The organism is Corynebacterium sp. 11A (genome assembly GCF_008930935.1).
In the GTDB taxonomy this organism is placed as follows: Bacteria; Actinomycetota; Actinomycetes; order Mycobacteriales; family Mycobacteriaceae; genus Corynebacterium; species Corynebacterium megadyptis.
On the sequence record NZ_PQMR01000002.1, the window covers coordinates 64041 to 83271 of the forward strand.

The window sequence follows — 19231 nt, forward strand, 5'->3', positions numbered from 1 at the left end:
TTCCGGAGTGCCTCGGCTTAGCCCCGAGTGGGGGAGCCACCCCCAGCTATTTCCCCCATATAGGGGCAAGCTCGGAGGACTTATATACTCAATTCTATGACTATCGCACATGTTGATTCTGGTTTCCGCCCTCCCGCAGGCGGTTTCAGGCCTGCGCCCGTCAATCCCGTGGCGAACGAGTTTGATAATCCCGAATCGACCGGCAAGCCCAAGCCCTACGCTGCGGGTATTCCCGGTGTTGCGCACGCGATGCAGCACGCAGTGCCGAACCGCGGGTTGCTGCCGCTGCTCACTATGAACAAGCCTGGCGGCGTGGACTGTCCCGGCTGTGCGTGGCCCGAACCGCCACAGCACGAGCTGGGCATTGTGGAATTCTGCGAAAACGGCGCCAAAGCTATCGCGGAAGAGACCACCCCGAATCGCGCCGATCGTGATTTCTGGGCCTCCGTCTCCGTGCCCGAAATGCGCGAAAAAACCGATTATTGGTTGGGCAAGCGCGGCCGCATTACCGAGCCGCTGCTCTACGACCGCTCCAGCGGCGATGAGCACTACCGCCCCATCTCCTGGGAGGATGCCTTCTCCCTCATTGCGGACAAGCTGAGCACCATTCACCCCGATGAGGCTGTGTTCTACACCTCCGGCCGCGCCTCGAATGAGTCGGCGTACATGATTCAGCTGCTGGCCCGCCGCTTCGGCACCAATAACCTGCCCGACTGCGCGAATATGTGCCACGACTCCACCGGCGCCGCCCTGGGCGAAACTCTCGGCCTGGGCAAGGGCTCCGTGGTGATTGAGGACTTCTCCCGCACTGACCTGATTATCTCGGTGGGACAAAACCCGGGCACCAACCACCCGCGTGCCCTCGGTTCCTTCTCCAAGTGCAAGGAAAACGGCGGCAAAATCCTCGCGATTAACCCCATGCCGGAGACCGGGCTCCGAGGCTTCCGCGACCCCCAGGAGCCCGCCGCTCTGGTGGGCAAGCCCGCCAAGCTGGCCGATGAGTTCTTGCAGGTGCGCTTGGATGGCGACCGCGCCTTCTTCCAGGCCCTCAACAAGGAACTGATCCGTCGCGACGCCCTCGATCACAAGTTCCTTGATAACTTCTGCTCCGGTGTGGAGGAGACGATCGAGCACCTCAACTCCCTCGACGATGCTGAGCTGCTGCGCGGCTGCGGGTTGAGCATGGCGGATATCAAGAAGGCCGCCGACATGGTGGAGGAAGCCCGCACCGTGGTGCTTACTTGGACCCTCGGCGTGACCCAGCACGAAAACGCCGTGTACACCATCCGCGAGATGGTGAACTTCCTGCTGCTCACCGGCAATATCGGCAAGCCGGGCGCCGGCACCGCGCCGCTGCGCGGCCACTCCAATGTGCAGGGCGACCGCACCATGGGCGTGTGGGAGAAGATCAAGGAACCCTTCCGCCTCGCCCTCGAAGAGCGCTTCGGTTTCGACTGCCCCGCCGAGGACGGTCTGGGCACCGTGCCCTCGCTGCAGGCGATGCGCAGTGGCAAAACCAAGTTCTTCCTCTCTCTCGGCGGCAACCTGGTGCGCGTGGCTTCGGACACCTCGGTGGTGGAGCAGGCCATGGCCTCCAATGAGCTGACCGTCCATTTGTCCACCAAGCCCAATGGCTCCCACGCCTGGCCGGGCGAGAAGTCCCTCATCCTGCCGGTTCTGGCCCGCACCGATGTGGATAACAAGCCCTCCGGCCCGCAGAAGGTCACCGTGGAGGATTCCGCCGGTGCCGTGCACGCCTCTGAGGGCCACCGCACCGCCAACCACGATCTCTCGCTGCGCAGCGAAATCGAGATCCTGGGCACCATCGGCAAGATGGTGTTCGGCGATGAGTGGTGGCAGCCGATGATCGACGACTACTCGGTGATCCGCGATCACATCGCGGCCACCATCCCTGGCTTCGAGGACTACAACAAGCGCATCGAAAACCCGGGCGGGTTCATGCTGCCTAATGGTCCGCGCCAGCGTGAGTTCAATACTCACGACGGCAAGGCCCACCTGACCGTCAACGAGACCAATGTGATCGACCTGCGTGAGGGCGAGCTGCTGATGAACACCGTCCGCTCGCACGATCAATACAACTCCACCATCTATGGTCTGGACGATCGCTACCGCGGCATCAAGAATGGCCGCCGCGTGGTGTTCATGAACCCCGAGGACGCCCGCGAGCGCGGGGTCCGCGATGGCGACCTGGTGGATCTGGTCTCCCGCTACTCCGATAGCGAGCGCCGCGCCCCGAACTTCCGCATCGTGGAGTTCCCCGTGGCCAAGGACTGCGTGACCACCTACTTTCCCGAGGCGAATGTGCTGGTGCCGCTGGATTCCCGCGCCCACATCTCCCACACCCCAGTGTCCAAGTCCTGCCGCGTGTTCATCGAGCCGCTGGGAAGGAATGTCAATGACTAATTCCTCCCCCGCCAAGGGCAAGAAAGACGACCCAGAGAAGATGGCGGCCATGCAGCAATGGCTCGATCAGGTGTGCTCGGAGCTAGGCTTGGATCGCGCCGTGGCCAGTGATAACACCGATCAGCTCCTGGGGCTTACTGGGCGCATCGCCCATGGCCCTAGCCGCCCCGGCGCGCCGCTGAGCTGTTTCCTGCTCGGCCTCGCCGTGGGGGCGGACACCGCCGGAGACAGCAGCGCGCTGGATCCCGAGCAGGTGCGCGCTGCGGTACGGGAGCGCGCCGAGCGGCTCATCGGGTTGATCGAGGACTAAACCAGTCCGTAGTGGTGGGCAGGAGCGCAGTGTCCATAAGCGCCCTGCCCACTGCGAGATAAGGTGGAAAGCACAGCTGTGGGCAGAATTATTGATAACCCCCGCATCACTCGGGTGATCCTGCGCGATGATGAGATCTTTATGAACGAGCGCAGCGATGCGGTGGCGGTGGAAGAACCCCTCGAGCTGCGCGTCGGCGGCACCACCTACACCACCACCATGCGCACCGCCGGCAACGATATCGAGTGGATGCACGGCTTCCTCTACAGCGAAGGGCTTATTAGCAACGCGGAGGATGTACAGGAAGCCCGCTACTGCGCTGGGGCGACCGGAGAAGACGGCGCCAACACCTATAACGTGCTGGAGTGCTCCTTAAGCGATGTTCTCCCGCTGCGGCCCCGCCTCGGCACCATGACCAGCGCCTGCGGTGTGTGCGGCACCAACTCTATCCAGGAGATCACCCGCGCCGCCCGGTATCCCATCACCCCCATCACCCCGCCCCCACGGCTCATCGCCGCGCTGCCGGAGGCGCTGCGCACCGAGCAAAAAGCCTTTGAGAAAACCGGGGGCATTCACGCCGCTGGGCTCTTCGCACCCGATGGCACGCCGTTGTTTATTCGCGAGGACGTGGGCCGGCACAATGCCTGCGACAAAGTGATCGGGGCGGCGCTGATGGCGGGCATGGAGTTTCCGCTCGCCGGGCACATCATGGTGATGAGTTCGCGCGCCTCCTTCGAGCTGGTACAAAAAACCGTACTGGCCGGGTGCTCGGGACTGGTCGCGGTATCAGCCGCCACCAGTCTGGCGGTGGACCTCGCCCGCGCCACCGGGCTGCTGCTCGTAGGGTTTGACCGAGGCGATCGCTTCAACCTCTACTCCGGCGAGCTGGCCGCGGTGAACACCGAGAGCTAGCTGCTGACTATGCTCTGACTCAGCACGCCGCAGGGCGGGCACATCAACTCCTGATTAACCCCTTGATCTATCCGCTGCCGCCGCGATTCATCCCGCACACCCCTACCCCCGCTGCCCTCGCTACTGGGCGCGGGGCACTACTCTATGTCATGGACGCTGGCACCGAGCGATGGCCGTATGGGATCTGCGTATAAGGCTGTACGCTGCTGCAAGGCGCCCGCTGCGAGCGGCTCGCCCACCCAGCACGGTGCCCACCCTGGAGGATGCTGCCCGCGGCTCTCTACGTCCGCCCTGCTTGTGTTTACGGTTCTTCCAAGATCGCTGGGGCACAGCACGCAGCGCCTCGGCGCCGCCGGCAGCACGATCGTGTCGTTGCGCCAGCGACTTATCGCGTCCACGAGGCGGCAGCCACCGCAGGGCCTCACGCCACCGCAGGGCCTGTGCACACCAGCGGGCCCCGCGCCGCTAGCGGGCATGAAGCAGCATGCCCGGCCGGCCACAGCGTGAGATTAAAGGGAAGACACACGTCCTCGCCCCGCCACCGCATCGGGGGCTACCCGCGCCGCGGCACTGCCGCGCGGCTGGAAGACACTGCCCGATAGTGCTTCATTATTGAATAAAGGAGAATAAACGATGATTCGCCGCTCACTTGAAATCGCCATGGCCTTCATTGGCGTGCTGGTGGGAGCCAGTTTCGCCTCGGGCCGCGAGGCGCTGCAATACTATGTGGCCTTCGGTAACTGGGGCGTTTTGGGGGCTGTCTTGGCCTCATTGGCAATGATGATTGCCGGCGTCACCATTTTGCAGCTAGGAAGTTATCACCGCGCGAAGGAGCACACCAACGTCTTCGACGCGATCTCTGGCCCGGTCACCTCCAAGATTTTGGATGGCGCCACCATGATCACCCTGTTTTGTATCGGCTTCGCCATGTTCGCCGGCGCTGGGGCGAATCTCGAGCAGCAATTCGGCTGGCCGGTGTGGGTGGGCGCAATATCAATGCTGATCCTGGTGCTGCTCACGGGATTGCTGGACGTGGATAAGGTGACCATCGTCATCGGCGCCATCACCCCCTTCATCATCGTGTTGATCAGTACCGCCACCCTGTGGACGATTGTCCACTCCAACCCAGACTTCTCGACCCTGCACGACCAGGCCACCCAGATCCCCACCACACTGCCCAATTGGTGGATTTCCGCGCTCAATAACCTCGGCCTGCAGGTGATCGTGGTGGTGTCGATGGCCATCGTGATCGGCGGTAACTTCCTCGATTCCCGCGAGGTGGGCATCGGCGGCATTGTTGGCGGCTTCGTGTTCCTCTTCCTGCTGGCGGTGTTGGTGGGGTCCATGTACATGTCTGTGGACACCGTCATGGAAACGGACATGCCCACCTTGGCGATGATCAATAGCATCCACCCGACGCTGGGCTTCATTATGACCTTCGCCATCTATGGCATGATCTACAACACGGCGATCAGTATGTTCTACGCCTTCGCCAAGCGCGTGACCAAGAACAAGCCACAGAACTTCTACAAGGCCTATTGCATCGCCGTGCTCATCGGTTTCGTGCTCAGCTTCATTGGGTTCTCCAATCTGATCGGTTGGATTTACCCGATCCTGGGTTATATGGGCATCCTCATCATGATCATCATCGGCTGGGCATGGTGGAAGCACCGCGGTGACCTAGAGTCGGAGACGGAGCTGCGCCGCCGCGCCCGCGAGCTGCTGGGCAAGCGGGTCACCTCCGACGAGAAGCTCACCCGCACCGAGGCCCGGGAGCTGCGCACAATCGCCTATAACTCCAATATTCCGGAAAAGGAGTTCATCTCCGAGATCCTTACCGAGGTGGACATCGATTCCGATTCGGATGAGGCGGAGCAGATTATCGCCTCCAACACCCCAACTTCGCCCTCCTCATAGCACGTCTTCCCGCCTCGGCGGGGAGTTTTCGCTTATCGACGCCATCCCGCAGCCGCTGTCGCGCGTTGCCGAGCAGCATCCTTCGCTGGAGCGCCGCACTAGGCTAGAGGACATGAAAAATATTGTGATTACCGGTGCCAGTGATGGGGTGGGGGCGGCGACCGCTCGTCAGCTTGTGGAGCGTGGCCACCGGGTGCTGATTGTTGGTCGCAACGAGGAGAAAACAATCCGGCTGGCCACCCAGCTGGACTGCACCTACTTTTTGGCGGATTATCTCGAGCTCGACCAGGTACGCCGCCTCGCTGCGGATATTGCCGGGCACTGGGACAGCATCGATGTGCTCATGAACAATGCGGGCGGCATGTTCCAGCACTATGGGCTCAGCGCCGATGGCTATGAGCGCACCTACCAGCTCAATCACCTTGCCCCCTTCCTGCTCACCAATCTCTTAGTGCCGCAGCTCGCGGCTGGGGAAGGACGGGTGGTGGGCACCTCCTCCATCGCCGCACTCGTGGGCAAGGTGGATTTCTCTAACCTCATGCACACAGAGGACTACTCGTGGCGCAAGGCCTATCCTGATTCCAAGCTGGCCACTACCTTGTTCTGCGCCGAGATCAACAACCATTTGGGCGATCGCGGCATCACAGGGCTGTCGCTACATCCCGGTGTGGTCTCTACTTCCTTTGCCCGCGACGCCAGCAATCTCATGGGGTCGTTCTATAACAGTCGCCTCGCACCAAAGGTGATGGATACCCCAGAGACCTCGGCCACCCGCATGGTGTATCTCGCAGAAACACCCTTCGGCGAGGGAGTAGAGCCTGGTGGCTACTATGTCCGCAATCGCCGCTTCCCACTGCCGCCGAAGGGCCGAGATAGCCGGACCGCCGCCCGGCTATGGGAGGATTCCGCCGCGAAGGTCGGTCTGGACTAGCGCGCTTTAGCGCAGGTGTAGCAGCCGCGAGATATGGCTGCGGTTGCGCGCCACCCAGCGATACACGATCCCCGCACCAGGCAGGAGACACGCAAGGCCGAGGGTGCGGATACCGAGGCTGCGCCCGTGTTGGCGCAAGGCCATGCCAATGGCGGTGTTCCCGCGATAGAGCCGCATGCCGGTGGTGTAGAGGGCGTGGTCGGTAATTTCCGCGCGTACAACCCGTGCCAAGCCCTCATCGCTGGGGCTGGCCGGCTCCACCGCGACCTGCGGGGCCAGCTGAGCGAGCTTGAGCGCGCAGGCCTGGCAAAACCCGCAGTCGCCGTCATAATAAAAAACCGGTTGTGCTCGCATTGTTGTCTCCTACCGATCCTTTAATTGCACCCACGTGACTACAGCACCGAACTGACGCGTCTCCCCGCCCGCCGTGCGCACCCGCAACGGGACACCGGGACTGCACTCGAGCACCTGCTCCCAGCGGTAGCTGCGCGTCGAACTCGTGCGCCGGCCGCGGCGAAACTCCACCAGCTCACGGCCTAGCTGCAGCCGCACATCATCCTCCACATCGATGCACCAGCAACCCGCACCACGCTCACTGCGGTGCAGCCCCTCGGGGCTGCACTCGACGTCTGCGAGGCGCTCAATGCGCTCAATCACGCCCAAGCGATGGCTCACTCCCTCGGCATCGAGTAGCACGAGGGGCATGGACATCTCGGCGCGGCGCACCTTGGAGAAGGTCCACACCGATGGCCGCAGCGGGGTGCGCGGGCTGGTTTCTGCGTCTCTTGGGCGGGCAGCGGAGCGTCGAGAAGTGCGCTCGGAGCTTTGCCGTTGCCAGCTGACTACCGTGCTGCCATGCAGAGTAAGCAGCCGGGGGTGGTCCGCGAATCGCAGCACAAAGCGGTCGGTCTCCGATAGTTCCGGGGGCAGCGCGGGCAGGCGCTGGCCGCGCACAGCCTGCAGCGCCTGCGCCACCTCCTCATCCGTACTCGTAGCGCTGACACCATGGGTGCTTAAGCCCAGCAGAAGGTGGGCGAAAGGCATTTCCGGCTGGGCTTCCCAAGTGCGGCGCAGCTCCTCGAGGAGGATCGGGATACGCGTGGGATCTCGGTCCACGGCCCCCTCCTTTCGCTCCCGCGGCGTCGGAGCTCACTACCCCGTGTCGGCACCGCTGGTCTGGACACGAGCATAGCCCCAGCGCGATACGGAGTCGTTCCGGGGCGGGAAGTTTCGCCTTAGCGGGCATCAAGCGAGAGCATCCCTAGGTGTCACCTGCCCTAGGTGTTTTCTGCTTACGGCCGGAGAAATGGTGGGTGCGCCCTTCGCCTCACCGGAGCGGGCTATCCCTCGACACTCACCGAGCCGTCGTCATTGACGTGCACTGTCGCGGCGGCGGCACGCGCAAGATTCAGGCGCTGCCAGGATCCAGCGGCGGATTGATCGTCCAGTGGGGCACCAGCGGGAGCGGCAGTCTGGCGCAGCACCTCGGCGCGCTGCTGCCAAGTGAGTTCGGGAAATATCGAGCTCAGCAATACCGGTGCAGCCTCGGGAACGATCATCGGCGCCGCGGTGGAGTAGACGGGCGCGAAACCATAGTCGAGGCGCTCAGTATAGGCATCCACCACCGCAGCGCTGGGGGCGATGCCTGCAGCGCACGCGGAGAGGCTGGACTGGCAGCGCCATTCTAGCTCCGCCCGCAATTCTGCGGCGGCCGCATCGAGGGCCTCGCGCATACGTGGATCATTGAGCCGGTCCGCGGCCGCAGCCGTGCCGGTGATGCGCCCGCCGATCACGTCAAGGGGATAATGCACTCCGAGCACCACGCGGTGATAGCCGGATTCGGCACCGCGGGCGATGAGCTGCGGGGCAAATTCCGGCAGCATATAGGCCAGCAAGGTGGTGGTCCACGTAGCCTGGTTGGTGTGCCCCGAGGGGAAGGACTTGCTGTCTTTATAGAGGTTCTCACCTTCGGGGTTGTAGCGGTTGATCCGCTCGGGGGCCACCTTAAAGGGCCGGTCATAGCCGAAGGCCGCCTTCTCAGCGAATGTGGAGCTGGCGGGGCCACCGGCGCGCGCCAGCCACCCGCGCCCGAGGAGCATCTCCGTTTTAGGTAGGCGCCCCGCCGCTAATGCTTCGCGCACATGCTGGGCGAGCGTCGGCCCGAGAGCATCCGTGACCACCGGCAGCAGTCCCCTTTTATCGGCGAGCGCCCCTTCTTGGGCAGCGGCGATGAGCTCGGGGTTATCGGCGGCGGCGTTATTGATGGCGATGGTGCGGGCAAGGTTGTCCTGCACCACCTCGGGGTGGTTGCGCTCGAGATCCCAGAATCCCGCAACCGGCTGCAGATACACCCCACCGGGATAGGAGCTGATATCGGAGATATATCCCACGTAGTCGCTGGCTGCGAAGGGCTGCGGGGTCGGCTCAGCTATATCCGCCTGGGCGAGCGGGGCGACAATCATCATGACACTTCCGAGGACGGCGGCCAGGGTGAGGGCACGACCTCGACGAGGATTCACCATGAGTGTTTTTTCTCCTTAGAACATTTCAGTGCTGACGTGCCGTCCATGCGGCGGCGCGGAGGTGTGCTGGCGCCTCTCGTCTAGGCGAGGGCGTGGGGGTGGGGCTGGGCCCCCGGCTTTCCCGCATAGGTGCGGTAGCTCATGTCTACCCAGAGTGGTGCGCCCGGTTCGAGCACGCTATCACCCAACACCCAGTCGGCGTGGGCATAGTCCGGTGTGATCTCTACGGCCATATAGCCATGCCGTGAGAAGTCAATGTGCTTAAACCAGGGATTAACGGCGGTAAGTGTGCTCTCTCCGACGCGCATCATGTTCTTCACCACCTCATGCTGCGGGATTTTCTGGCTCACTGCATCATAGGCGCCGGCAGCACTGATAGAGGTGGTTACAAATTCCGTCGCGGCCACCCGTCGGTTCCCGTCTCGGTAGCCTTGCGGATCCAGCGGCACATCATTGGCCCAACTACTGTGAATGTCTCCGGTGAGGAAGAGCACATTGCGACCGCCCGCGCCGACGATACTATCGACAATGCGCTGGCGCTCCGCCATGAAGCCGTCCCATTGGTCAGTATTCAGTGCCACACCCTCTTCGGGTAGCCCCACCTGCTTTTGCAGGAAGGAGCGGAGCAGGGGATCGAGCCCGGTAGGCAGCGTCATGGGTGCGATCATCACCTCATTGCCCACCACCTGCCACCGGGCGGTGGAATTGGCCAGCTGCTCGCTAAACCACTCGAATTGCTCTCTTCCCAGCATGGAGCGTTCGGAATCATTCGCGTGGGCCCAGAAGAGAGGATCGCTGCGATCCTTATTGTCTCCAGAGTGCACCAGCGCGGCATCGCGGAAGGTGCGCAGGTCCGGAACGATGAGGTCGAAAAGGCTGCCATAGGAGAAGCTGCGGTAGATCGTCTCGCGGCCTTCCTGGGTGCGTACCGGCATCCACTCGTAATAGGCCTGCATGCCATTGCGGCGCAGCAGCTGATAATCCTCGCCGAACTCCGGCGCACCACCGCCTTGACCATCCTTATAGGCGTTATCGGAGAACTCGTGATCGTCCCAGATACAGATCATAGGCAATCGAGCATGCAGGGCCGCGAGATCAGGATCCTTTTTATAATGCCCCTGCCGGATGCGGAAATCTTGCAGGCTGGTGGTGCGACGCGGCGGCTGTACACGACGCACCACGGTATCGAAGGCGCCGGTGTAGCCGCCGGTTTCATACTCATAGGTGTAGTCACCCAAATGCAGCACAAATTCGAGGTCATCTCGCTCTGCGATGTGTCGGTAGCCACGAAAATACCCGGCCTCGTAGTTGGCACAGGAACACACTGCAAAGCGCACGGGATCCATCGCTCCTGCCGCAGGCGCTGTGCGGGTGCGGCCGATGGGAGAATGCGCCTCACGGTAGGTGAAACGGTAGTAGTACTCGGTGGCCGGTTGCAGACCAGTGACGTCCACCGAAATGGTGTGATCTCGCTCCGCGCTGGTGTGGGCTACACCTGTGGAGACGATATGGCGAAAAGTCTCATCGGTAGCCACCTCCCAGAACACCTCGACGGCAGGCCCCAGCCCAGAGCCGGGGAGGGCCTCGGCGGTAGGGGTGAGCCGAGTCCAGATGATAACTGCATGGGGCAGCGGGTCACCGGAGGCCACCGAGTGCTGAAAGTAGCCCCCCAGCGGGGCGGGTTCACTCGCCTCAGCGAGACTCACGGGAGCCACAGCGGCAAGCCCCGTGGCAGAGGTTAATGCGAGAAAGTGTCGGCGTTTCACTCGGCTAAGAATAACAGGATCCTTCCCCAGTTGAACCGGTTTTTCACCACATTCTCTTACGTTCCTCCAAGGTTTTACGCCGCGTTAACTTTTCTTAAACTCACCGTTACGCAGCGGGGGTGAATTCCTGCTAGCGCCGCCACTGCCCCACCGGCCAGGGCTGCGCTTCTTCTTGCAGCTCCGCCAAGGTCACGCTCAGGCGCGGGATACTCAGCTCCGCTACCGAATCCGCGCGCACCGACTGGCGCCGCACGCTATGGTCATGCAGATGCAGCGCCACCACCTCCCCCAGGCCCCATTCCGCCGCGGGGACCCACGCCTCCTCGGAGCCGTTGATGAGCACTAGGGCGGCGTTCTCGCCGAAGGCGGCGCGAACCACATAGGCCAGACGCTCCTCGCCGCAGTGCAGCACCGTGGTGCGGGCCGCGATCTGGGCATAGTCACTTTCTCGTAGCCAGGAGTGCTCCCGCCGCAACCGCAGCATATCCCGCACGACATGCCCCATATTTGGGAAGCCAGCGGCGCGGTCATAGTCGAAGACGTTGATCGTATCCGGGGACTTATAGGAGTTCTCCACCCCGTGCTTGGTGCGGCAGAATTCCTGCCCGGCATGCAGGAACATCACCCCGCGGGAGAGCAGCTGAATCTCGGTGGCGAGGGCATGCCGCCGGACCGGATCACTGACCCCGGTGGCCAGAAGTTTGTCATACATGGTGAGGTTGTCGTGCGCCTCGTTGTACACCACCGATTGGGCCGCGCTGAGATAGGTGCGGGTGGTACGGGCACCGAGGTGGGCGTCGATAAGCGTCTGTCCCCCGCCGCCACCGGAGATGAATCCACGAGAGTCGGCGTGAAACACCCCGCCTTTGATCACATCGCGGAAGGTGTCATTGAACATCGCCACCCGCGGCAGCAGCCGCGCGTTACTTTGATTCGCACCAAGTGACTCGGGCGGATGATTGCCCATCTCCCAGCCCTCCCCCAGCAGCACGATGCCGGGATCGATCGCATCCAGCGCGGCGCGCACCGCCCTGATGGTGGCGACATCGTGCAGCCCCATGAGATCCAGCCGGAAGCCATCGACGCCATAGGTGCTGGCCCAATAGCACAAGGAATCCACAATATAGCGGCGCATCATGGATCGCTCCGAGGCCGTCTCATTGCCACAGAAGGAACCATCGCTCAGCTGGCCCTCGTCGTCCGTGCGGAAGAAGTAGCCGGGAACCGTGCGCTGCCAAGGGTGCTGTGTCGCATCGTAGACGTGGTTGTACACCACATCCATCACTACCCGCAGGCCACGGGCGTGCAGGGCGTCCACGAGTGCGCGGAATTCGCTTATCCTGGCCGCGGGGTCAGTGGGATCGGTGGAATAACTGCCCTCGGGGACGTTATAGTGCGCCGGATCATAGCCCCAGTTGTATTGGGCATTGAAACCGAGGTCCGCGGTTTCATCGACGGTAGCGAAATCGCTCACCGGCAGGAGCTGAATGTGCGTCACCCCGAGCGAGCAGAGATAATCGAGTCCCGAAGGATAACCAGCCGCGGTGCGGGTGCCTTCCTCTGTCAGGCCCAGGAACGTGCCCTTGTGGGTGATGCCGTTGTCCTCGCCGATCGTGAGATCCCGAATATGTGCTTCGTAGATCACCGCATCCTCGAGCGCACCGAAGGTGGGAGCCCGCTGCACCGCGGGCAGCAGATGCGCCGGATCCAGCACGACACCGCGTACCCCATTGGCCGTGACCGCGGTGGCATAGGGGTCCACCGCCGCAGTGCTGTAATCGGCAAACTCCAGCACATAGTGGTAGTCCCAGCCCCACACATCGCTATCTACCCGGCAGTGCCAGCTACCGTGTGCACCGCGCTTCAGAGCATAGACCGCCGGTTCGGCCGAGGAGACGCCCCCAGCTGGGCCGCCGAGCGGCTGCTGCGGCGGCGCTAGATGCAGACTCACCGAACGTGCGGTCGGTGCCCAGAGATAAAAATCTGCCCCCGCGTGCGGATCATGCCGGTCACACACCACCCCCAAGGGGCCGGAGTAATAGGGATAGCGCTGCGAGTGTGCACCAGGGTGGGCGAGTGAGCGGGCGGGCAGATCCTCGTCGGACACGGTGGCGGCGGTCCCCTTCCTTGCATCGCTGCCCGACGCGAGCTTCCCCCGCGCACGTAGGCACAGTGTGTATGCTACCGCCGCATCGATAGCGATTAATCATCGCACCCCAGTTGCCGATGGATCGTTAAGCTGAAGGTATGAAGCATCAAACGACCAAAGATATTCCCGCCATCGGGCTGTCCACGGGAGCCCTGAGTATCACTGCCGGGGTGCTCTTTTTAGCGATTATGGCCCTCAAGGAGGGCTACTCGGATGGCTCGGCGTTGCTCTGTGTGCTCTGCGGGCTGGCGATGGTTATTCACGCCGCGCTGGTCCCCACCTTCCCGCCGCTCGCCCGTTTCTCGCTCTTTGTCGCAGCGGGCATCACCATCGTGGCCACCGAACGCATCTATGACGTCTGGATAGGCATACTGGTAGCCGCCTTGGCCTGCGGCGGCTCGCTCCTTGGCACGTGGGCGGAGCTCTGGGGTCCAGGAGCCACCCGCAGCACAGGACGGCGAGCTCCCCGCGGCGGGCTGCTGCACCCATCCCCCACGCCTGCGCCACCCATCGTCTATTTCCTCATGATGGGCTACGTCGCGCTGGCCGCCTTGGGCATGCTCGCTTTCACCCTTCCCACCACAATCCTGCTCCTCGTTCTCGGGGCCGGATTCGTGGCTGCAGTGTGCTACTACCGCTGGAACCTCACCCAGCGCTTGGCACTGAGCATCGCCGCGCTCGGCACCATCAGCACCCATATCGGCGCACTGCTTATCATCAGCAAAAACGTAGTCGGCGCGATCTATATCTGGCCCATCCTGGCCCTGCCCGTCTCTCTTATCGCCATGGCATTGGTCTTTAACACCCGCCCCCAGCCACAGCCATAACGAAGATAGACAGAGAGAAAACCCGCCCCTTCCCCGGAACGGATCCGGAAAGAAGGGGCGGGTTATCTAGTCTTGAGACAGATGCCCAGCGCTGCCTAGCGACTACTCACTAGCCGGCGCCGAGCGATGAACGCCTTAGGGGCGCTGCATCTTGCCATCCTTGTCCTTGAACGGGAAGCCCAAGTGGCGCAGCAAGGCGCGGCCTTCCTCGTTGTTGGTGGCGGTGGTAACCACGGTGATGTCCATACCGCGCGGACGGTCAATCTTGTCCACGTCGATCTCGTAGAACATGGACTGCTCAGTGAGACCGAAGGTGTAGTTACCGTGACCATCGAACTGCTGATCAGACAGACCACGGAAGTCACGAATACGCGGCAGAGCCACGGTCAGCAGACGATCCAAGAACTCCCACATGCGGTCGCCACGCAGGGTGACGCGGGCGCCGATGGGCATGCCCTCACGCAGCTTGAAGTTCGCGATGGACTTCTTGGCGCGACGGATCTGCGGCTTCTGACCGGTGATAGCGGTGAGGTCCTCGAGAGCACCGTTGATCATCTTGGAGTCGCGGGCGGCGTCGCCCACACCCATGTTGACCACGATCTTGGTCAGGCCGGGGATCTCCATGACGTTGGAGTGGTTGAACTCCTCAGCCAGCTTCTGCTTGATGTCCTCGCGGTAACGGGTCTTCAGACGCGGGGTGTAGTTCTCCATTGTTAGATGTCCTTCCCGTTGCGCTTGGAGATACGAACCTTCTTGCCGTTCTCGTCGAAGCGGTAGCCAACGCGGGTCGGGTTGCCATCGGAGTCGAGCACCATCACGTTGGACACGTGGATGGGAGCCTCCTGGGTGACAATTCCGCCGGACTCAGCACCGGCTTCGGGTGCGGAGTTGACGACGTGCTTCTTGATGCGGTTGACGCCCTCGACGAGGACCTTGTTCCGCTTCGGGAAAGCCTGAATGACCTTGCCCTTAGCGCCCTTATCCGGACCAGAGATCACGATGACGTTATCGCCCTTGTGGATCTTCATAGTCTTAGATCACCTCCGGAGCGAGAGAAACAATCTTCATGAACTTCTTGTCGCGCAGCTCACGAGCAACGGGGCCGAAGATGCGGGTACCGCGGGGCTCGTTGTCGTTCTTGATGATCACTGCAGCGTTCTCATCGAACTTGATGTACGAGCCGTCCGGGCGACGGGTCTCCTTCTTGGCGCGAACGATGACAGCCTTGACGATCTCGCCAGACTTCACGTTGCCATTCGGAGCAGCTTCCTTGACGGTGGCGACAATGACGTCGCCGATTCCTGCGAAGCGTCGGGTGGAACCGCCGAGCACACGGATGCAGAGAATCTCTCGTGCACCAGAGTTGTCGGCGACCTTCAGACGCGATTCTTGTTGAATCACAGTGGGTCTCTCCTGACCTGGATATAACGCGTGTCAGATTTCCGTCCTGTACACGCACGGTCTATGTCTTTCTGCGTACAACCACTACTACCCGCCCTAATGAGCGGGGAACGACCATCCGGCTCGGAACGCACCGAATGTATGCCGTCGCGTGACGGTTGCAACCCGAACATTCAACCACATGCCCACCGTGTGCACCAAATTTTTCTCGCCACACGCAGATGCTTGTCGACGCCCACTCGCAACCACCCCACCCGTACCCGCGAGACCCAAACCGCAGGGCGGGTTAAGCGCGGCGAGCCCGCTGATGCTGCGGCTCGGGATCCACCAGGTAGCCGCGCAGGCTGCGGGCCAGCTCCTCCTGCCAGGTCGATAGCCCCTCGAGGGCGTTATCGGCGAGCGTGGAGGTGACGGCAACATGGCGCACCATGCCGTAGCTCACCAGCGCCAATACCCGCGGGTCACGGGCAGAGATACACGGCACATCGGAGGCGGCGCCGCGCCCACCGATTCCGAGGCGGACTTCATCGGCGGTTTGGATGCGTTGGATGATCTTCTCCAGCAGGGCGACGATGCGCAGCTGGCCACTGCCGAGGCGTTCAATAGTGAAGGTATAGGCGTGGGAGTAATCCGCTCGCAGCACCGCTTCCAAAAGCTCGCTAGCGGAGGCCTGCTCAGCGGAGACCACCAGCGCGGCGATGAGATCCTCCACGGTCTCTGGGGCCGGATTGAGTGCGGAGACCACAGTCAAGAGCTCCTCGGTGAGCAGCGTGGTGGTCAGATCAGACAGGGCCTTATATCGGGCATAGAGAGTGGGCCGAGAAATGCCGGCCCGGCGCGCCACACCAGACATTGTGGTGCGTTCGAGGCCCTCCTCGAGCACACTCTGGCGCGCAGCATCCAAAATTGCAGCGTCAATATCGCCAGTCCCTGTCGGCATAAAACGTCGCCTTTCTTCTCTACGCACTCACGGGACACGTCACAACGCGTCACCAGAAACTGTAAGGCTAGCCGCACTGCACAGGTCAGATTGTTGAACATGCAGCATTTTTCCTACATATAGCCTGCCAGCGTGGAACTCTCGCTCCAGGAAACAACAATAGCGCAGATTAGAGTGCCCCATTCCCAATAGGGACCACAAAACTTCTCACTAATATTCAGTATAATGCATAATATAAATTACGAAGGGGTGTACATTCTGGCCCCGATTCGTATTACAGGGACCTGTGTTGTGTAACCCCACCGAGCGACCCGCATCCCCTCTCAGATGCACCCCCTGTCCCCAAGGTGGCGTCGATAAGCGTGCTCCGCCCGCGCATGCGGGCCAGCTCAGGAGGGGTTCCATTCTTAACGAAAATACTTACACTAAAGAAACATGAGTACTTCACCGAATACCCTGAATGGCAAGACTGCACTCGTTAGTGGCGGCACCCTCGGCATTGGGGCGGGAATCGCCCGCGCTCTCGCCGCCCAAGGCGCCCACGTGATCGTCACCGGCCTAACCGAGGAGGAGTGCGCCGCCTCCGAGTTTGAGGCACATGTCCTCGATGTACGCGACGCCGAGGCCTGCACCCAGCTCCTCGAGAGCTTCGACAGCCTGGACATCCTGGCCAGCAACGCCGGCATCTATCCGCAATCCTCCATTGCGGAGATGAGCGATGAGGACATTGACCTCATCTTCGACGTCAACGTCAAGGGCACCATCCACATGGTGCAGGCCGCTACCCCGCTGCTCGCGGCCTCCGGTGCGGGACGCGTGGTGATTACCTCCTCGATCACGGGTAACTACACCGGTTATCCGCTGTGGTCCCACTATGGCGCCACCAAGGCCGCCCAGATGGGCTTTGTGCGTAGTGCCGCCATCGAGCTGGCGCCGCAGTCCATCACCGTAAACGCCGTGCTTCCCGGCAATATTCTCACCCCGGGCCTGAAGGAGATGGGCGAGAAGTACATCGCGGACATGGAGGCCACCGTGCCGCTGGGATTCCTCGGCACACCCGAGGACATCGGCCACACCGTCGCCTTCCTCGCCAGCGATGCCGCCCGCTATATTACCGGTCAGGGCATTGTGGTCGATGGCGGCCAGATCCTGCCTGAATCACCCGATTTCTAAAAACACCGACACCGGCGCGCTGCCAAATATCCAGCGGGACGGTGCTGTGTGTTGAGGGGCTAAGGCGGCCGGCGATGTGGGGCCGCGGTTTAACGGCTCAAGGTGAGCAGCTGCATGCCCCAGCCGGCCGGCTGTACGGCTTCGACTCGCCACCCCGCGCCTGTGACCACGTCCGTGATCTCCTCTTGAGAGGGAACACAGCCACCGTTAGCGCAGAGCCGTTGCAAATCGTTTTCGCATGCTTCCGCATGGATTCTGTGCGTGACCATGAGCTCTTCCACGATCCAACACGTGGAGATTCCTGCCGCCGCGATGCGCTCCAGCAGCTCTCCGAGCTGCTCGATCGGACCCAGCGCGCAGGGAGTAATCACCATCGCGCTATCCCCCTGCCATGTCGAAGCACGCGTGATGCCTGCGTGCTCTAGCTCGCCCTGCGTGGCCTGAGCGCGCTGGTCTAGCTCGCGCTCATCGTCTACAACGACCGTGACGGTCACGCCCTTGCGGCTCGCGATCTCGGCGGCGTACACCTCTGCATCGGGGCCGCCGATACTGAGCGTGCGCTGCGGAGAGATGGCGGCCGCCACGGCGGGCGCCATCCACGGCGCGGTGGAACTATCCAGCGGATGACGCTGAGGGGCAGCGGCTGCGGGAGATGCACCACGAGGCTGACCGCCGCGCAGTGCTTCCCCTAGCCCCATAACCTCAGGCTTAAAGTCCGTGGCGAGGAGATAGCTCATGGTCTCGTAGTCCAGCACCTCGGCAAGCTCGGAGCTCAGAGCAAAGCGTCCATCCTGCTCAATAACAAGGCCGGTAGTGGACAGATAGCGGAGCAAGCGCTGTGCCGCATGGGTATCAAGTTCGCAGCCGGACTCAGTGATCTGCGCTGGGGTAGCGCCCTCTGTGAATTCCCACAGCCGCGCCACCACACCCGAGCGGAGTGCGGCCTGCGCTGCAAAGATGGGGAGAATGTTGCTCATTCCCCTGAGCTTTTCTCGTATAGCCATGAGCGTGTTGAGCGGAGCGCCGTCCTCAGCCACGGTGGATGTGTGCTCCCGCCAGTAGCCGACAATCTCGGTGTTCTCTCTCCCCACGCCGAGTTCCTTCGCGAGGGCACGAATCTGCTTCAGGGCACCCGCTTCCCCGGCCGCCCACACAAAGCCTTCACCATCAGGCAGGCTATCTCGCAGGCTGAGAGCCCGCTCCGCGAAGGACTCCCCTTCCGCGACCACCGCCCAGTGGATGTCTGCATCGGCATCGCTCGGAAGCGACATAATGTCCGAACGTTCAGCAACCTCAATCACCGCGATCACGCGATGCCCCTGCGGTAGCTCTTCGAGGCAGCGAGAGATAGCCGGCAGCGCGGTGTGATCGCCGCAGAGAAAAAGCCAGTCCGTGTGTGTCGGCAGCGCGGCACTTCTCTTCGGACCCACCACATATACTTTGTCGCCAATAGTTGCCTTGGCACTAAATGTCTCAGCGAGACCGTCGTGGTGGCGGGCGAAATCGATATCAACGGTGCCCGCCTCTTTATCGAATCGGCGCACGGTATATGTGCGGAAGAGGTTCTTTACTTCTTCCGTCCAATCGAGGGCGCCATTGCCCAGCGGCGGCGGATAGGGACGATCGCCACTGACAGGGTGCGGAAAGACCAATCGGACGTCATCATCAAAACCCGTACTGATGAACTCCGGATTATCTACGCCATACCCGGCAAAGGCCTGGAGCTGCTCACCAGCGAGAGTGATGCGCCGGAGATTGGGCGTAATATCACGAACCTGCACCACCTCGAGGTCGCGCAGGGTAATGGGAAATATATCCTGTTGTCTATGTGTCCGAGCCATACAATGCCTTTCTCACTTATATATAGATAGCTGTGGATATTTCTGCGAAGAACCCCGCCAATTATCTGCCACAGCTATCTGGGCACGAGAAATACTGAACTGCCCCACCATGCTATCG

17 protein-coding genes are annotated in these 19231 nt (G+C 62.1%); 7 read left to right on the forward strand and 10 right to left on the reverse strand.

Going from position 1 to position 19231, the window contains the following annotated elements; all coding sequences use genetic code 11:
- The first annotated feature begins 96 nt into the window (after window positions 1-96).
- From GBB18_RS02855 to GBB18_RS02875, 5 genes are all read left to right on the forward strand, one after another.
- Window positions 97-2424, forward strand: a complete 2328-nt coding sequence (locus GBB18_RS02855) for an FdhF/YdeP family oxidoreductase (protein ID WP_192795897.1) — start codon at window positions 97-99, stop codon at window positions 2422-2424.
- Complete coding sequence (locus tag GBB18_RS02860; protein WP_225979182.1) at window positions 2417-2734, forward strand: DUF6457 domain-containing protein; 318 nt, start codon at window positions 2417-2419, stop codon at window positions 2732-2734. Before GBB18_RS02855 ends, GBB18_RS02860 begins: the two co-directional genes overlap by 8 nt.
- A 78-nt stretch (window positions 2735-2812) precedes the next feature.
- Complete coding sequence (fdhD, locus tag GBB18_RS02865) at window positions 2813-3646, forward strand: formate dehydrogenase accessory sulfurtransferase FdhD (RefSeq protein ID WP_151640702.1); 834 nt, start codon at window positions 2813-2815, stop codon at window positions 3644-3646.
- A 633-nt stretch (window positions 3647-4279) separates the two neighbouring features.
- Window positions 4280-5563, forward strand: a complete 1284-nt coding sequence (locus GBB18_RS02870) for a hypothetical protein (protein WP_151640703.1) — start codon at window positions 4280-4282, stop codon at window positions 5561-5563.
- Window positions 5564-5675: 112 nt separating this feature from the next.
- Window positions 5676-6494, forward strand: a complete 819-nt coding sequence (locus GBB18_RS02875) for an SDR family NAD(P)-dependent oxidoreductase (RefSeq protein ID WP_192795898.1) — start codon at window positions 5676-5678, stop codon at window positions 6492-6494.
- A gap of 6 nt (window positions 6495-6500) precedes the next feature.
- Here GBB18_RS02875 and GBB18_RS02880 read toward each other — a convergent pair whose 3' ends face one another.
- From GBB18_RS02880 to pulA, 5 genes are all read right to left on the reverse strand, one after another.
- Complete coding sequence (locus GBB18_RS02880; RefSeq protein WP_151640705.1) at window positions 6501-6848, reverse strand: DCC1-like thiol-disulfide oxidoreductase family protein; 348 nt, start codon at window positions 6846-6848, stop codon at window positions 6501-6503.
- 9 nt (window positions 6849-6857) lie between these two features.
- Complete coding sequence (locus tag GBB18_RS02885; protein ID WP_151640706.1) at window positions 6858-7610, reverse strand: hypothetical protein; 753 nt, start codon at window positions 7608-7610, stop codon at window positions 6858-6860.
- Between the two features lie 224 nt (window positions 7611-7834).
- On the reverse strand, window positions 7835-8956 hold the full coding sequence (locus GBB18_RS02890) for a phosphatase PAP2 family protein (protein WP_151549541.1): 1122 nt from the start codon (window positions 8954-8956) through the stop codon (window positions 7835-7837).
- A gap of 140 nt (window positions 8957-9096) precedes the next feature.
- Complete coding sequence (locus tag GBB18_RS02895) at window positions 9097-10782, reverse strand: alkaline phosphatase (RefSeq protein WP_151640707.1); 1686 nt, start codon at window positions 10780-10782, stop codon at window positions 9097-9099.
- Window positions 10783-10912: 130 nt separating this feature from the next.
- Window positions 10913-12889, reverse strand: coding sequence for a type I pullulanase (gene pulA / locus GBB18_RS02900; protein WP_192795899.1), 1977 nt, complete (start codon window positions 12887-12889; stop codon window positions 10913-10915).
- A gap of 140 nt (window positions 12890-13029) precedes the next feature.
- Here pulA and GBB18_RS02905 point away from each other — a divergent pair, with 140 nt between their 5' ends.
- On the forward strand, window positions 13030-13758 hold the full coding sequence (locus GBB18_RS02905; RefSeq protein ID WP_151640709.1) for a hypothetical protein: 729 nt from the start codon (window positions 13030-13032) through the stop codon (window positions 13756-13758).
- 135 nt (window positions 13759-13893) lie between these two features.
- Here the strand turns inward: GBB18_RS02905 and rplE are convergent, their stop codons facing one another.
- From rplE to GBB18_RS02925, 4 genes are all read right to left on the reverse strand, one after another.
- Window positions 13894-14469 carry a 50S ribosomal protein L5 gene (gene rplE, locus GBB18_RS02910; protein WP_151528944.1) on the reverse strand — a complete coding sequence of 192 codons (576 nt, stop codon included), beginning with the start codon at window positions 14467-14469 and terminating at the stop codon, window positions 13894-13896.
- Window positions 14470-14471: 2 nt separating this feature from the next.
- Window positions 14472-14786, reverse strand: a complete 315-nt coding sequence (gene rplX / locus GBB18_RS02915; RefSeq protein ID WP_151528945.1) for a 50S ribosomal protein L24 — start codon at window positions 14784-14786, stop codon at window positions 14472-14474.
- Between the two features lie 4 nt (window positions 14787-14790).
- Window positions 14791-15159 carry a 50S ribosomal protein L14 gene (rplN, locus tag GBB18_RS02920; RefSeq protein WP_151528946.1) on the reverse strand — a complete coding sequence of 123 codons (369 nt, stop codon included), beginning with the start codon at window positions 15157-15159 and terminating at the stop codon, window positions 14791-14793.
- 286 nt (window positions 15160-15445) lie between these two features.
- Window positions 15446-16099 (reverse strand): TetR/AcrR family transcriptional regulator, encoded by a 654-nt coding sequence (locus GBB18_RS02925; protein ID WP_151549475.1) that lies wholly within the window; start codon window positions 16097-16099, stop codon window positions 15446-15448.
- A gap of 435 nt (window positions 16100-16534) precedes the next feature.
- Between GBB18_RS02925 and fabG the strand changes: the two genes are divergently transcribed.
- Window positions 16535-17272 carry a 3-oxoacyl-ACP reductase FabG gene (gene fabG, locus GBB18_RS02930; protein ID WP_151549474.1) on the forward strand — a complete coding sequence of 246 codons (738 nt, stop codon included), beginning with the start codon at window positions 16535-16537 and terminating at the stop codon, window positions 17270-17272.
- Between the two features lie 89 nt (window positions 17273-17361).
- Here the strand turns inward: fabG and GBB18_RS02935 are convergent, their stop codons facing one another.
- The gene (locus tag GBB18_RS02935; protein ID WP_151640710.1) at window positions 17362-19113 is read right to left on the reverse strand and encodes a siderophore-interacting protein; all 1752 of its coding nucleotides are present in this window, start codon (window positions 19111-19113) and stop codon (window positions 17362-17364) included.
- Window positions 19114-19231: the final 118 nt, after the last annotated feature.

Excerpts from the sequence above, each read along its gene's own strand:
- GBB18_RS02855 (WP_192795897.1), top strand. The coding sequence starts at position 97 with ATGACTATCGCACATGTTGATTCTGGTTTCCGCCCTCCCGCAGGCGGT.
- GBB18_RS02860 (WP_225979182.1), top strand. The coding sequence starts at position 2,417 with ATGACTAATTCCTCCCCCGCCAAGGGCAAGAAAGACGACCCAGAGAAG.
- GBB18_RS02870 (WP_151640703.1), top strand. The coding sequence starts at position 4,280 with ATGATTCGCCGCTCACTTGAAATCGCCATGGCCTTCATTGGCGTGCTG.
- GBB18_RS02875 (WP_192795898.1), top strand. The coding sequence starts at position 5,676 with ATGAAAAATATTGTGATTACCGGTGCCAGTGATGGGGTGGGGGCGGCG.
- GBB18_RS02880 (WP_151640705.1), bottom strand. The coding sequence starts at position 6,848 with ATGCGAGCACAACCGGTTTTTTATTATGACGGCGACTGCGGGTTTTGC.
- GBB18_RS02890 (WP_151549541.1), bottom strand. The coding sequence starts at position 8,956 with ATGATTGTCGCCCCGCTCGCCCAGGCGGATATAGCTGAGCCGACCCCG.
- GBB18_RS02905 (WP_151640709.1), top strand. The coding sequence starts at position 13,030 with ATGAAGCATCAAACGACCAAAGATATTCCCGCCATCGGGCTGTCCACG.
- rplE (WP_151528944.1), bottom strand. The coding sequence starts at position 14,469 with ATGGAGAACTACACCCCGCGTCTGAAGACCCGTTACCGCGAGGACATC.
- rplX (WP_151528945.1), bottom strand. The coding sequence starts at position 14,786 with ATGAAGATCCACAAGGGCGATAACGTCATCGTGATCTCTGGTCCGGAT.
- GBB18_RS02925 (WP_151549475.1), bottom strand. The coding sequence starts at position 16,099 with ATGCCGACAGGGACTGGCGATATTGACGCTGCAATTTTGGATGCTGCG.
- fabG (WP_151549474.1), top strand. The coding sequence starts at position 16,535 with ATGAGTACTTCACCGAATACCCTGAATGGCAAGACTGCACTCGTTAGT.
- GBB18_RS02935 (WP_151640710.1), bottom strand. The coding sequence starts at position 19,113 with ATGGCTCGGACACATAGACAACAGGATATATTTCCCATTACCCTGCGC.